We start from the raw sequence: 13,626 nt of genomic DNA on the forward strand, positions 1-13,626 counted from the left end.
GATTCCCGGATTAAACCGTGTAATCCGCGCTAGCGTGTTTTCATGACTTCAGCCCGCACGGCTACCTCCTCCGCAGTAGCGGCTGCCCTCGGCCTGCGTCCGGCGACGGTGCAGCGGTACGCCCGCGACGGGCGGATCCCTTTCGATACGACTCCGGGCGGGCATCGCCGATTCAACATCGACGAGGTACGAGCCGCCCTGGAGCAGCAGCCGACCCCTCAAACGCCGGCACCTACGAGGTTCCGGGGTACGCGCGGCTGGCTGGTGGACGCTCTGGAGTTGGAGGGGTGGGCTGAGCGTCTCGTGGCGCGTGACGAGCTGCCCGGACTGATCCGAACCCTTGTCATCGGTTCAACTGCCGAGTTGCTGTCGGTCGACTTTCGTTCGGGTGAAGGAATCGGCATGCCCGGATGGGACGGACAGGCGGATACCGTCCACGGAAACCCCTGGGTTCCGGCTGGGAAATCGGTCTGGGAAATGGGCATCAACGAGGACGTAACTGATAAAGCGGACAGCGACTATGCTGCTCGGAAAAAAGATCCGCAGGGCGTGGTGCCGTCGGAGACCACGTTCATCTTCGTATCTCCGAGGCGCTGGCCTGGGAGGGATAACTGGGTTGCAACCAAACGCGCAGAAAAAATCTGGAAAGACGTCCGGGCCTACGACGCTGACACGTTGGAGGCATGGCTTGACAGCAATCCTGCGGTCCACGCCCGAGTAACCAAAATGCTGGGCCGTGATCCGGACGGCGCAAGTGATCTGCACACGGCGTGGAATCGGTGGTCCCTCGCTACTCTGCCACCGGTTCCTCCTGCTCTCGTAACGGCTGGCCGCGAGGCGGCGGCCGAAGCGCTCGTCGCCTGGTTGCAGAGTGAGCCATCGGTAATCACCATCCAAGCTGAGTCTGCTGAAGAATCCTTTGCCTTTATCGCGGCCACTATCCTGTCGCTTCCGGAAGACTTGCAGGAGTTGGTAACCCAGCGCACTCTGGTGGTCGACTCACCTGAGGCGTGGGACGAGGTGATCGCACGAGTTTCGTCAGATACGTGTTTGCTGCTGATCCCAACATTCGGTCAGCCTCCAGCAGTTGAAGCGTCAGACATCGGTCATCAAGTTGCTATTCCTGTTGATCTGAACGCACCGACTGCCGGCTCGTGTATCCCACTTTCACGGATCAAGCGCCAGGCGGCGGCGGAAGCCCTCGTCAGCGTGGGCGTATCTGAATCAGAGGCTCACGAACTCGCGGGAATCGCACGTCGCAGTTTGCTCATGTTCAGAAGGCGGGTTTCAGCTAACGCAAGCAGTGTCCCCGCCTGGGCGGCTCCCGAGAATGCTACCGAGATCGTTCCTCTCATCCTTGCCGGAGCATGGCAGGACGGGTCTCCTGGCGATGAGCAATTTTTGACTGAAATCAGCTCCAAGTCATACGCTGAGGTTAGCGCTGCTTGTGTCCACTGGTCGGGGCAAAGTGACATGCCAGTGCGCCGAGAGGGCGCGCAGTGGTTCTGTGTATCGAAACGGGATTCATGGGAACTTGTGGCGCGTTACGCCACTGCCAGCACATTGGCAAACTTCCGTAAACTTGCGGTGAATATGCTGACGACTCCAGACCCTGCCCTTTCTCTGGAGGTTGATAAGCGCTGGGCCGCAGGGCTATACGGTAAATCGCTGCCCTGGACAAGCAACCTGATGGTCAATGTGGTAGATAGCCTGGCACTGATTGCCGCCAGTACCGGGGATTTCACCTTTCCCAACGGTGTGACCGGACAGAGCTTTGTCGACTCCATTGTTAGGGAGGTACTGGACCGCGCAAATTCGGATGAATCTGAGCGTCTATGGCCCTCTCTCGACTATGCCCTCCCATTGCTGGCTGAAGCGTCCCCCGATATGTATCTAGAAATGGCTGACCGTGCCCTTGACCAAGGGGGCCTTCTAGCCGTTTTCGACCCCGAGGTTGAAAAGACGTTCTTCGGACACCCCAAACACACTGGCCTGCTCTGGAGTCTTGAAGCATTGGCCTGGGCGCCAGACCACCTGGGATCGTCCGCCATTATTCTGGCGCTCCTTGCAGAGCGAGAGCCTGGAGGGCGGTGGAGTAACCGACCTGCTCGTAGCCTGCAGCAGATCTTCCTTCCCTGGCATCCCCAAACGGCGGCCGGTTTCGATGAGCGGTATTTGGTGTTGGACGCCATTCGAGCGGCCGCGCCTCGTGCGGCCTGGGACCTCATGGTGGCGCTTCTACCGTCTCCGCATGTCTTTGCGGAAAATACCTATAGTCCAAAATGGAGGGAATGGCAGCCAGACGACGAGCCGGCGGGTCTGACCGGCTCGGAAGTTATTCGACACTGTCGTGAACTCGTGGGCCGCCTCCTGGAGGACGTCCATACTTATCCGTCGGGGTGGATTGCCCTAATCAAGGCATTGCCGCAACTTCCTGATGAGCAGTTCGATGCAGTACTCGGAGGTCTCAGCGGTGTGGAGCCCTCCTCGCTCGACCCCGACAGCTTGGATGCAATTATTCGCCAGCTTCGGGAAATGGTTCGGCAGCACCGAAAGTATGCATCCGCGAGTTGGGCGCTACCTGAAGGAAAGGTGTCCCGAGTCGAGCATGAACTTGATCGATTCAATAATGCGGATCCGACAGAAGAGTTTGCCTCGATCTTTTCCTACCATCCGGAGCTTCCAGGACTTAGCGTCTCTGACGCCAACTACTTCACTGCGGTGCAGGAAAAACAAGAGGAAGCAGCGCGGAGTGTAGTAGTCGATCTCGGACTAGAAGGCGTCTGGAGCCTGGCTTCTAAGTGCAAGGCACCGGAACGGCTTGGAATTGCATTCGGAGCCATCTCGCATGAGTTTGATGAGGAAATCCTTGGCGCGCTGGAGTCGCTCAAGGACGCTGAAAGTAAGGTTGCATTTGGCTATGCCATCTCTCGGTTTTCTGTAGAGGGTTGGTCGTGGGTTGCGAAGTTTTCCGAGAAGTTTGCGGAATGGCCTCAAGAGCGGGTAGTTCGATTTTTGCTCGCCCTGCCTCCCGGTAATGCCACCTTCGCTCTCGCTGGACAGTGCGAAGGCGAAGTAGAGATTGCGTACTGGAGTCGGTTTAACCTCTACCAGGTAGAGTCCGAGTCGGACCGCAGGGAGGCCGTTGATAGGTGCCTGGAGATGGATCTATTTGAAAGGACGATCCCTCTCTTTTGGATTGCCATGGGGAAGGGGGATGATTTCGACGTTGACAAGATGCTTTATGCCCTACATCAGGCATCTTTCAAGGATCAAACTTCGGAATCAATTTCCTCTTTGGTTCACGAAGTGAAAGAACTCCTGGCCCATGCTCGTAGGGCGCCGGGGATTATTCGAGGGCTTCTAGCGCAAGTCGAGTGGAAATTCCTGCCGATTCTATCGGATGGTCTGGAGTCGCCATCCTTGATCTTGCATGAGGAGCTGTCTCAGAACCCTTCGTTCTTCGTCGATTTGATTGCTTTGATCTTCCCCCCTCAAGGCAGTGAGAACGCCGAGGTTGAAGTAACAGAAGAAAAGAAGAACAAGGCTAAGCAGGCATACTCTTTGCTCAAGTCATGGAAGGTCACTCCTCCTTTTGATGGAGTCGGGGAGGGGCCTGTGCTAGTTAATTGGGTCAAGGAGGCGCGGCGCCTGCTCCTGGAGAAGAAGCTGCTCCGATACGGAGATGGCTTCATTGGTGAAATGCTGTTCCATGCTTCCGGTTCGGAGGCCGAGTGGCCTCCCCTGCAAGTGCGGCAGATCATTGACACTGTTCGAAGTCAGGATATTGAAAGTGGCTTTGCAATTGCGGTGATGAATAGCAGGGGTACGACTTGGCGATCGCTTGACGCCGGTGGAGAGCAAGAAAGAGTCCTCGCGGACAAATACCAAAAGTTCGCCCAAAGTGTCGGAGTCCGCTGGCCTCGCACACAACGATTGCTCCGCAGGATTTCGGAAAGCTGGGATCAGCGAGCTCGCCAGGAAGATCACATGGCTGAGATCAGAGAGGACTTTTGGTCGTAGCTGCTGAGCGCAGTCACGCGCACGTCGGTGACACCAGGAGTGGTGGCGATGCGACTGGGCCTTGGACCGACGTGGCAGCCTGGCATCCCCACGATGCCTACGCCCCAGGCTCGTGTCGCCCCTCCAGGGCCCTGGAGGTCGCCGCGTCTTGATTAGCTACGTACTGCAACTCACCCGTGAGGGTGAAGTGCAGAGAAGGAGCACCGGCCAGAAGCGGTTGCCGGGGCGGGCGAAATGGTGGCCGGTGGCGCCCGTCATCAGGCTCGGGTTGATTCCGCAGAACAGCACGCGCAAGCCGCCCGCGACCACATCGGGAACGATGCGGTCGCGGGCGGCCTGGAGCTCTTCGGGTGTCATCCGGCGACGGTTCCGACTGTCAGAGGATCGAGCCCGGCGTGTATCCCGCAGCCTCGGGGTGCTGCTTGGTGATCTCCTCGATTCGGGCGACGAGCGCGGTGACCTGGTCGCCGGCCGCTCCCGTGAAGGAGAGCTTGTCGGCCATCAGCGCGTCCAGCTGCTCCCGGTCCAGCGGGATGCGGCCGTCGGCGGCGAGCTTGTCGAGCAGCTCGTTGCGCTCCGTGCCCTGCTCGCGCATGGCCAGAGCGGCGGCGACCGCGTTCTCCTTGATGGCCTCGTGGGCGACCTCGCGGCCGACACCGGCGCGCACCGCGCCCATCAGTACCTTGGTCGTGGCGAGGAACGGCAGGTACCGGTCCAGTTCGCGGGCCACGACCGCCGGGAACGCCCCGAACTCGTCGAGCACCGTAAGGAAGGTTTCCAGCAGGCCGTCGAACGCGAAGAACGCGTCCGGCAGCGCCACCCGGCGGACCACGGAACAGGACACGTCGCCCTCGTTCCACTGGTCGCCCGCCAGTTCGCCCGTCATCGAGGCGTAGCCGCGCAGGATCACCATCAGTCCGTTGACGCGTTCGCAGGACCGGGTGTTCATCTTGTGCGGCATCGCGGACGAGCCGACCTGACCCGGCTTGAATCCCTCGGTCACCAGCTCGTGCCCGGCCATCAGCCGGATCGTCTTCGCGACCGACGAGGGCGCGGCGGCCAGCTGCACCAGTGCGGTCACGACGTCGTAGTCGAGCGAGCGGGGGTAGACCTGGCCGACCGAGGTGAACGCCTGTCCGAAGCCGAGGTGGACCGCGATGCGCTGCTCCAGGTCGGCGAGCTTGGCGGCGTCACCGCCCAGCAGGTCGAGCATGTCCTGCGCCGTGCCGACGGGGCCCTTGATGCCCCGCAGCGGGTAGCGGCCCAGCAGGTCCTCCAGCCGGCCGTACGCCACCAGCAGCTCGTCCGCCGCGGTCGCGAAACGCTTGCCGAGCGTGGTCGCCTGGGCGGCGACATTGTGGGAGCGGCCGGCGATGACCAGCTCGCCGTATTCGCCCGCAAGCCTGCCGAGCCGGGCCAGGACGGCCACGGTGCGGTCGCGCATGAGCTCCAGCGAGAGCCGGATCTGCAGCTGCTCGACGTTCTCGGTGAGGTCCCGGGAGGTCATGCCCTTGTGGACCTGCTCGTGCCCGGCGAGAGCGTTGAACTCTTCGATCCGTGCCTTGACGTCGTGCCGGGTAACCTTCTCGCGTTCCGCGATGGAGGCGAGGTCGACCTGGTCCAGGACACGCTCGTAATCGGCCAGGGCGGCGTCGGGTACCTCGATCCCGAGGTCCTTCTGAGCGCGCAGCACCGCCAGCCAGAGCTGGCGCTCCAGCTTCACCTTCTGCTCGGGGGACCAGAGGACGGCCAGCTCCGTGGAGGCATAGCGGCCGGCCAGGACATTGGGGATACGAGGCTTCGCAGACACAGCAGTCACGTGTCCAGAGTTTACCTGTCGTCTTCAGTGGTTCGTGAGCGGCCACCAAGTCCATAAGGTCCAGGTCAGAGGCTCCTGGACCACCGTCTCACACACAGCGTGTGAGACACGGGTGAGACGAAACGGCCCCGGGCCGGTGATTCCAGCATCGCCGGGGCCTTGAGACAAAACCCTTCTGATCAAGGGAGCCGGACCCACCCGTCTATGTGACGGGTGCCGGCCCCGAGGCGGGTGACCGGTTCGAGAGCTCGGCCACGAAGTTCCTCTTCCGTATGCTCGCCGACCCGAAGCACCCCTTCTCCATCCCCGCCGACTTCCACGCCCACTGGTTCCAGAGCCACAGCCGCCGTGACGAGTAGCCGCCCCGATCCGAACCAGGGCCGTGACCGGCAAACATTGCCGGTCACGGCCCTAGCCGGCGCCGTCCACACGGCGCCACGTCGCTACCGGGCCCGGGGCGAGGACGTCCTCAGGGGTGACCCAGAATGCCTTCCCCAGCTCGGCGCTGAACTGGGCGCCGGTCCGTCCGTCCCCGGACGACCGGCCGGTCAGACGCCGCCCTATCCACGGCGCCAGATGCTGCCGCGCGAAGCGGAGGTCGTCGACGCGCCGTATCGCCCACCGCGGGGCCACCGCGGTGGGGAGCGGCGTCCGCCAGTCGTGCTCCGGCGGCAGTCCGAGCGTCTGCCAGACCGCCTCGGCAACCCTGCGGTGTCCCTCGGCCGTCAGATGCAGCCGGTCGACGTCCCACAGCCGGGGATCGCCGAGTGCCGGCGCCCCGTACAGATCGACGACCAGCGCACCGTGGCGGTCCGCCAACTCGTCGACCAGGGAGAACAGCTCCTCCATGCGGGGGCGGAAGCGCTCCATGACCGGTCCGTTGCGGCCGGGGCTGCGCATCAGCACGAGCTTCTTGCACGACGGCGCGAGGCGTTCCACGGCTTCTTCCAGCTGACCGCGCACCATGCCCATGTCGCACTTGGGCCGCAGAGTGTCGTTGAGACCGCCGACCAGCGTGACGACGTCCGCCTGCATGGCGGCGGCCGCATCGACCTGCTCGGCCACGATCTGGCGGATCAGCTTCCCGCGCACGGCGAGATTCGCGTACCGGAACCCGGGGGTGCCGGCGGCGAGCCGGCCCGCGAGGACATCGGCCCAGCCGCGGTACGAGCCGTCGGGCAACAGGTCCGACATGCCCTCGGTGAATGAGTCGCCGACCGCGACAAGGCTGGTGTAGCAGGCATTCATTTCCATGGCCAGGCGATCGTATCGCGGTGGGGTCCGGCCCCTTCCGGGCGGCGCCGCCCCCGCGCCCGGTGGCGGGGGCAGGCGCTGAGGGCCGGCCGCACAGGACCTGTGCGAAGGTGATCAGCAGGGCCGACCGGACGAGTCCGAGCGCGATGTGCAGCCCGGTCGGCAACAGGCCGGGAGTGAGCGTGAGGAGCCCTGCGGCCAGGGCGAATGATCAGAGTGCGGTGGAGACCGCCGCGGTTCGTCAGCCTGCCCGGCCTCCCGGCCGGCCACGTGGCGCGCCCCCGCCACGTGGCCTCGCCGCTCGCGCCCCCCGTCGCGGGGCCACGCCCGTGAGCGCTGTCGCGTACCCCCGCCGCGTACCCCCGGTCCGTCAGTCAGCGTGCCTGCGGCCGTCCGACCAGCTCGCGCAGCACATCCTCCATCGTGACCATGCCGACGAGCCTGTCGTCCTCGTCGAGCACTGCCGCCAGATGCGTACGGCTCCGGCGCATCGCGGTCAGTACGTCGTCGAGGGGTGTCGCCGCCCGCACCCGGGCGATCGGCCGCATCGCTGTGACCGGGAACGGCACATCACGCGGCGCGGCGTCCAGGGCGTCTTTCACATGGAGGTACCCCAGGATCCGCTGCTCGCTGTCCATCACCGGGAAGCGTGAGAATCCGGTCTCGGCCGAGAGCCGTTCCAGCTCCTCGGGCGCCGTCCCGACCCTGGCGTGGACCACCTGCTCGACCGGCAGCACGACATCCCGTACCGGGCGACGGCCCAGCTCCAGGGCGTGGTGCAGCCGCTCGGCGGCGCGGTCGTCGACCAGGCCGGCGTCACCGGCGTCCTGCACCAGCCGGGCCAGCTCGTCGTCGGAGAACGTTGAGGACACCTCGTCCTTCGTCTCCACCCGCAGCAGCTTCAGCAGGGTGTTGGCGAAGGCGTTGACCGTGAAGATCACCGGGCGCAGCGCCCTGGCGAGGGTGACCAGCGGCGGACCGAGCAGCAGCACGGTCCGTACCGGCTCGGCCAGGGCGACGTTCTTCGGGACCATCTCGCCGAGCAGCATGTGCAGATACGTCGCCAAGGACAGTGCGATCACGAACGAGATCGGATGGACCAGGCCGTGCGGCACACCCACCACGTCGAAGACCGGCTCCAGCAGATGCGCGATGGCCGGTTCGGCGACGATACCGAGGACCAGCGTGCAGAGCGTGATGCCGAGCTGTGCCGCCGCGAGGAGCGCCGACACATGTTCCAGCCCCCAGATGACGCTTCGCGCACGCCGGTTCCCGGCCTCCGCCTGGGGCTCGATCTGGCTGCGGCGCACGGAGATCAGTGCGAACTCCGCGCCGACGAAGAATGCGTTGACGACCAGGGTCAACAGACCGATGAAGAGCTGGACGGCGGTCATCGTCCGTCCTCCGTCTCGTCGTCGGAGCCGGGCAGCGGTGCGTGCAGCAGCGCCCGTGCGGCGCGGCGCCCGGAGGCGTCCACGACGTCGAGCCGCCAGCGGGCCAGCTCGATGGAGTCACCGACGACAGGGATCCGGCCGACTTCCGTGGCGATCAGTCCGGCGAGCGTCTCGTACGGTCCGTCCGGCACCCGCAGTCCGATCGTCCGCAACTGGTCCATGCGGGCGGCGCCGTCGGCCGACCACAGGGTGCGCCCGTCGGCGTCCTCGCCGGCCGGTGCGAGGTCCGGCGTCTCGTGCGGGTCGTGTTCGTCGCGCACCTCGCCGACGACCTCCTCGACGATGTCCTCCAGCGTCACGACACCGGCCGTGCCGCCGTACTCGTCAATGACGACGGCCATCGGGAACTTGCTGGACAACCTGTCGAGCAGCCGGTCCACCGTGAGGCTCTCCGGTACGAGCAGGGGCTCGCGCAAAATCTCCGACACGCGTTTGCGGTGCCTCTCCTCGGCCGGGATCGCCAGGACGTCCTTGATGTGCGCGACACCGACGACGGTGTCGAGGCTGCCTCGGTAGACCGGAAAGCGGGACAGTCCGGTCGCCCGGGTGGCATTGGCGACGTCCTCCGCGGTCGCTTGCATCTCCAGCGCGGTGACCTGCACCCGCGGGGTCATCACGTTCTCCGCGGTCAGTTCGGCCAGATTGAGGGTGCGGACGAACAGCTCCGCGGTGTCCGCCTCCAGCGCGCCCGCCTTGGCCGAGTGGCGGGCGAGCGCCACCAGCTCCTGCGGGCTGCGGGCGGAGGCCAGTTCCTCGGCCGGTTCGAGACCGAAGCGGCGCACGATCCGGTTGGCCGTGTTGTTGAGGTGGCTGATGAAGGGCCGGAAGATCGCGGTGAAGGCGCGCTGGGGGGTGGCCACGGCCTTCGTCACGGCGAGCGGCGAGGAGATCGCCCAGTTCTTCGGGACGAGTTCGCCGACGACCATCAGGAAGACCGTGGACAGTGCCGTTCCGAGTACCAGCGCCAGCGAGGACGAGACGCTCGGGGACAGGCCGGTAGCCTCCACCGGACCGCGGATCAGCTTCGCGATCGACGGTTCGGAGAGCATGCCGACGACCAGATTGGTGACGGTGATGCCGAGCTGTGCGCCGGAGAGCTGGAAGGTGAGACTGCGCACCGCCTTCATGGCGCTCGCCGCGCCCCGTTCACCCCGCTCCACGGCCCGCTCGAGCTGGCCGCGCTCGACCGTGGTCAGAGAGAACTCGGCGGCGACGAAGGCACCACAGGCGAGCGAGAGCAGGACCGCCACGAGCAGCAGAAGCACTTCGGTCATCGGTTCACCTCCGTCCCATGATCGGGCAGGGGCAGGAGGCTCGCCTGGTGTCGGCGATGTCGGCTACTGGGAGGCTCGCCCATGGGCGGACGCTCACACCTTTCGGAAGGGGGCGGTGCTATGAACATCCATGGTAAAGGACGGGCAAAGTTGCGCCGTGCGTGGGTGATCTCCGCGAGGGTCCCAGCCCCCGGTCTCAGTCCTTGAGGTGCTTCACCCAACGGCTCCACTGCGGCTCGGGCGCATACCCTGCCGCGTGCCAGGCGTGGTGCGCGAGCTCGTTGCGGTTCAGCACCATTGCATCGCCACGCCGTCCGCCCAGCTGTACGAATCGTTCCTCCGCCGCCGTCAGCAGCGCCCGGCCGACGCCCTGCCGCCGCTGGTCCGGATGGACCGCGAGCCGATAGAGGTGGCACCGCCAGCCGTCGAAGCCTGCGATCACGGTTCCGGCCAGCTCGCCGGAACGTTCCGCGAGGATGAGGGCTCCGGGGTCGCGGGCGACCAGCCGTTCGATGCCGTCCCGGTCGTCGCTGATGCTGGCGCCTTCCGCCGCGACTTTCCAGAAGGCGAGGACGGCGTTGAGGTCGCCCGGTGCCGCCGCGCGGATTGCGAGATCATTCATGTCCGTACCCCATCACCGGGCCCGCCGCACCGTCGAATGAATTCCGCCATGCGGTCAGCTCCCCGCGAGTTCCTGGAGGACCGGGGCGAACGCCTCCATGTTCGGCTCCAGCACAGTCAGGTAGGAGAAGCCGTAGCGCTCCCGCTGTTCTCTGAGTTGTTCGGCCATCTGCCGGACCGTGCCCACCGTGACCAGTGGCAGGGCCAGCACCTGGTCCTCGTCGAGGTGAGGTGTCTTCGGCAGCACTTCGCGCACGGCCGCGCGACGGTCGCGGGTGGCACGGACCCGCTGGATCAGCAGGTTCAGTTCGGCTGGGCTCTCCCGTTCTGCGGCGAATCGCCGGTAGGCGGCGACGCGCCCGTCGAGCTGCTCGGCGGTGAGGGGCGTGAGCGTGCCGTTCCGGTCGCCGACGGCCCCGGTGAACGCGACGATCTCAGCAAACTGTGCCGCCAGCCGCAGGACCCGGTCCCCGTTCCCGCCGATCAGCAACGGCGGCCGGGGCTTCTGCGCGGACCTCGGCAGCTGGGTGTCGTCGCGCAGCAGGCGGTCCAACTCCTCGACCGTATGCCGCAGATGATCCACCCGTCCGCCGGGGGAGAGGAACTCGATGCCCGCCCGGTCGTGCTCCTCGCGGACGTATCCGGTCCCGATCCCCAGTTCCAGGCGTCCCTCGGTCAGCGCATCCGTACCGGCCGCCTCGCGGGCCAGCAGCGCCGGATTCCAGAAGGCGGCATTCAGTACGAAGGTGCCGACACGGGGCCGTTCCGTGGCCTCCGCTGCGGCCACCAGCGCGGGGAAAGGGGCCGGCATGCCCAGATGGTCGGGGACCAGGATGACGTCGTAGCCGAGTTCCTCCGCACGGCGGCATCGGGCGCGCCACTCGTGCCCACCGGTCGGCGTCAGCATGTTTACTCCGAATCGAAACGGCCTTGCCATGAACTCTCCTTGCGCCGGGACATTCGATGGACGGTCCACCTACTCTGCCAAGGGTGAGTCGCATCCGTACGCCGAATCGCTCCCCTTGCCGGTGCTAGCAATCCCGCGCTAGCTTGGTGGTGTGCCCAAGACTCAGCTGAACGTACGAGTGGACGAGGCCACCGCCGAGGCCGCGCGGCAGCGCGCGCTGCAGAGGGGGATGAGCGTGAACCGCTACATAGAGGAGCTCGTCAAACAGGATGCGGGCGAAGCCGGACACACCTTTGTCGAAGCCGCTGCCGACTTCATGAAGCAGTACGAGTCGGTGTTCGCCGAGGAGTTCGGCCCGGAGCGCAAAGGTAACCGTTGAACCTCAGGATCGACCTTTCCTGGCTGCTCATGGTCGCCGAGCACAAGACGCCCGGTGACCCACAGGTCGTCGACTGGGGTGCGCTCGTTGCCGCGGTCGCCCGTCATGAGGCGGAGATCTTCGGCAGCCCCGTCTACAGCGATCCGCACTCCAGGGCTGCCGCGCTCCTGCAGTTGCTCCTCCATGTCCCCGCGCTCGAACACTCCAACGCGCTGTTCGGCTCGGCCGTCGCGTACGGCTACCTCGTCGCCTCCGGGCTGAAGGTCATCACCTCGCCCGAGCAGGTGCGCGACCTGGCCCGGCTGGTCAAGGAGGGCAAGGCCGACGTCCGGGCCATCGCCGACGAACTGCGTCAGTGGAGTCTGTGAATCCTTTTGTGTGAGGTTCCTGGAATGCCACCTTCCGTCGTGAACCATCGTTAACATCCGGCGCATGACACACATCCGGTGCATGACACACATAAGGAACATGCGTGCGAGACGGATGGCGGTCGTGGGCGCGGCGGCGGCCCTGGTGCTCGGAATCGGCGGAGCGATCGCCGTCGCCGCGCCGGACGAGGGCTCGGCCGGTCCGACCCCTGTCCCCACCGTGACGACCGAGCCCGAACCCGGCACGGGCGGTGTCAGCGGCGACGCCGTCGGCGGCAGCACAGACGGCGGATGCTCCGATGGCGGCAGCGTGAGCGGTTCGGGCGGCGGTGTCGACCCCAGCCCGAGCGATGCGCCGAGCCCGACCGGAGCCCCGAACCCCACGGTCGGTCCGGATCCCACCAACAGCCCTGTACCCAGCGAGCCGGCGAGCCTCGACGACCTGGAGAAGCGGATCGACGAGCTCGACAAGAAGATCGACGAGCTGCCCACGAAGAAGGACCTCGCCGACGCGCTGCGGGCGTTCGCGGACCGGCTGGAGCAGGACGACTAGCTAGGGCCTGATCCGAAGCACAGGCCCGCACGTCTCAGGAGGCGTCCACCACGGTCGTCCGGCGGGCCACACCCAGCACGCATGCTGAGGTGGGGAGCCGGATCCCCCAGTCCGGCATCTTCACCTTGCGGTACGTCTCCACCACGAACCCGGCCTCCTCGATCGCGGTGAGCGTGTCCCGCGCCGTATGACACCCGCCGCCCAGCAGCGGCCACACCGTGCGGTCCAGTGCCCGCTGCACCGTCGCCATGGCGCGGTCATCGGCCCGCACATGCTCGAAGAAGCGCAGCTCCCCGCCGGGACGCAGCACCCGCTCGATCTCCGCGAGTGACCGCTCGACATGCCGTACGGTGCACAGCACCAGTGACGCGACGGCCCCGTCGAACGCCTCGCTCTTCACCGGCAGTGCCTCCGCGGCACCCGGCACGACATCCACCGGAATACCGGCACGGAGCGCGGCCCGTACCGCCAACTGTCGCAGGCTGCGCTCGGGTTCGATCGCCACCACTTCGGAGACGGCGGGCGGATAGTGGGCGAAGTTCAGGCCGTTTCCCACACCGATCTCGATGATGCGTCCGGACAGGCCGGCGAGCAGTTCCGAGCGAATGGCCGCCATCCCGGCCCTGGTCTCCGCCGCCACACTCATGCGGGCGTAGAGCCGGGCGAAGACCGGGTGGTGCACCGCGTCCTTCGGGATCTTCGTGCTCCGCAGATGCATGACGGACCTCCTCGACAGGACCGGCTGCACCGGACGGCTCGGTCGGGCGGGGCCGCCCGACCGGAGCTGCCCGACGTGAGAATCCCGGCCGGCAAAGTACGGCTACTTCGATTCTGCCCCGTCTTGGGCCACTCAGCCGCTAGGTCCTGTCCTGCCGGTCGTCGTGGGCCCGGAACGCCTGGCACGGCACCTCGCTGCGTTGTCGTCAGTCGCCCACGTACGTCCAGTACGAGGACGATCCTCCGCCTTGCGATGC

The 13,626-nt window shown here is 65.8% G+C and carries 12 protein-coding genes and 1 pseudogene; 5 read left to right on the forward strand and 8 right to left on the reverse strand.

Annotated features, from left to right (window positions below; translation table 11 throughout):
- Positions 1 to 42: 42 nt before the first annotated feature.
- The gene (locus ACGFSA_RS26010; RefSeq protein WP_393308102.1) at positions 43 to 4,023 is read left to right on the forward strand and encodes a helix-turn-helix domain-containing protein; all 3,981 of its coding nucleotides are present in this window, start codon (positions 43 to 45) and stop codon (positions 4,021 to 4,023) included.
- Positions 4,024 to 4,221: 198 nt separating this feature from the next.
- Here the strand turns inward: ACGFSA_RS26010 and ACGFSA_RS26015 are convergent.
- Both ACGFSA_RS26015 and purB read right to left on the reverse strand, forming a co-directional pair.
- Positions 4,222 to 4,380, reverse strand: a pseudogene (locus ACGFSA_RS26015) (uracil-DNA glycosylase family protein); the annotation flags it as partial.
- 19 nt (positions 4,381 to 4,399) lie between these two features.
- Complete coding sequence (purB, locus tag ACGFSA_RS26020) at positions 4,400 to 5,842, reverse strand: adenylosuccinate lyase (RefSeq protein ID WP_393308104.1); 1,443 nt, start codon at positions 5,840 to 5,842, stop codon at positions 4,400 to 4,402.
- A 206-nt stretch (positions 5,843 to 6,048) separates the two neighbouring features.
- Between purB and ACGFSA_RS26025 the strand changes: the two genes are divergently transcribed.
- Positions 6,049 to 6,201 (forward strand): hypothetical protein, encoded by a 153-nt coding sequence (locus ACGFSA_RS26025; RefSeq protein WP_393308106.1) that lies wholly within the window; start codon positions 6,049 to 6,051, stop codon positions 6,199 to 6,201.
- Between the two features lie 52 nt (positions 6,202 to 6,253).
- Here the strand turns inward: ACGFSA_RS26025 and ACGFSA_RS26030 are convergent, their stop codons facing one another.
- The 5 genes from ACGFSA_RS26030 to ACGFSA_RS26050 all read right to left on the reverse strand — a co-directional run bounded on the left by ACGFSA_RS26030 (position 6,254) and on the right by ACGFSA_RS26050 (position 11,382).
- Complete coding sequence (locus ACGFSA_RS26030; protein ID WP_393308108.1) at positions 6,254 to 7,096, reverse strand: SGNH/GDSL hydrolase family protein; 843 nt, start codon at positions 7,094 to 7,096, stop codon at positions 6,254 to 6,256.
- Between the two features lie 374 nt (positions 7,097 to 7,470).
- Positions 7,471 to 8,490, reverse strand: a complete 1,020-nt coding sequence (locus ACGFSA_RS26035; protein WP_393308110.1) for a hemolysin family protein — start codon at positions 8,488 to 8,490, stop codon at positions 7,471 to 7,473.
- Entirely contained in the window at positions 8,487 to 9,824 is a 1,338-nt protein-coding gene (locus ACGFSA_RS26040; RefSeq protein WP_393308112.1) for a hemolysin family protein, read from the reverse strand. The genes ACGFSA_RS26035 and ACGFSA_RS26040 overlap by 4 nt, the downstream gene beginning before the upstream one ends.
- 196 nt (positions 9,825 to 10,020) lie before the next feature.
- Positions 10,021 to 10,446 (reverse strand): GNAT family N-acetyltransferase, encoded by a 426-nt coding sequence (locus ACGFSA_RS26045; RefSeq protein WP_393308114.1) that lies wholly within the window; start codon positions 10,444 to 10,446, stop codon positions 10,021 to 10,023.
- Positions 10,447 to 10,500: 54 nt separating this feature from the next.
- Positions 10,501 to 11,382, reverse strand: coding sequence for an LLM class F420-dependent oxidoreductase (locus ACGFSA_RS26050; RefSeq protein WP_393308116.1), 882 nt, complete (start codon positions 11,380 to 11,382; stop codon positions 10,501 to 10,503).
- 121 nt (positions 11,383 to 11,503) lie between these two features.
- On the opposite strand from ACGFSA_RS26050, the gene ACGFSA_RS26055 reads away from it, so the two are divergent.
- The 3 genes from ACGFSA_RS26055 (at position 11,504) to ACGFSA_RS26065 (ending at position 12,652) form a co-directional block, all read left to right on the forward strand.
- The gene (locus tag ACGFSA_RS26055) at positions 11,504 to 11,731 is read left to right on the forward strand and encodes an antitoxin (protein ID WP_393308118.1); all 228 of its coding nucleotides are present in this window, start codon (positions 11,504 to 11,506) and stop codon (positions 11,729 to 11,731) included.
- Positions 11,728 to 12,099, forward strand: a complete 372-nt coding sequence (locus tag ACGFSA_RS26060; protein WP_393308120.1) for a fic family toxin-antitoxin system, toxin component — start codon at positions 11,728 to 11,730, stop codon at positions 12,097 to 12,099. Before ACGFSA_RS26055 ends, ACGFSA_RS26060 begins: the two co-directional genes overlap by 4 nt.
- A 100-nt stretch (positions 12,100 to 12,199) precedes the next feature.
- A complete protein-coding gene (locus ACGFSA_RS26065; RefSeq protein WP_393308122.1) occupies positions 12,200 to 12,652 on the forward strand; it encodes a hypothetical protein in 453 nt (150 codons plus the stop codon).
- Between the two features lie 34 nt (positions 12,653 to 12,686).
- On the opposite strand, the gene ACGFSA_RS26070 is transcribed toward ACGFSA_RS26065, so the two are convergent.
- A complete protein-coding gene (locus tag ACGFSA_RS26070; protein WP_393308124.1) occupies positions 12,687 to 13,370 on the reverse strand; it encodes a class I SAM-dependent methyltransferase in 684 nt (227 codons plus the stop codon).
- Positions 13,371 to 13,626 lie beyond the last annotated feature (256 nt).

The sequence above is a fragment of the Streptomyces sp. NPDC048496 genome (assembly GCF_043200055.1).
Taxonomy (GTDB): domain Bacteria; phylum Actinomycetota; class Actinomycetes; order Streptomycetales; family Streptomycetaceae; genus Streptomyces.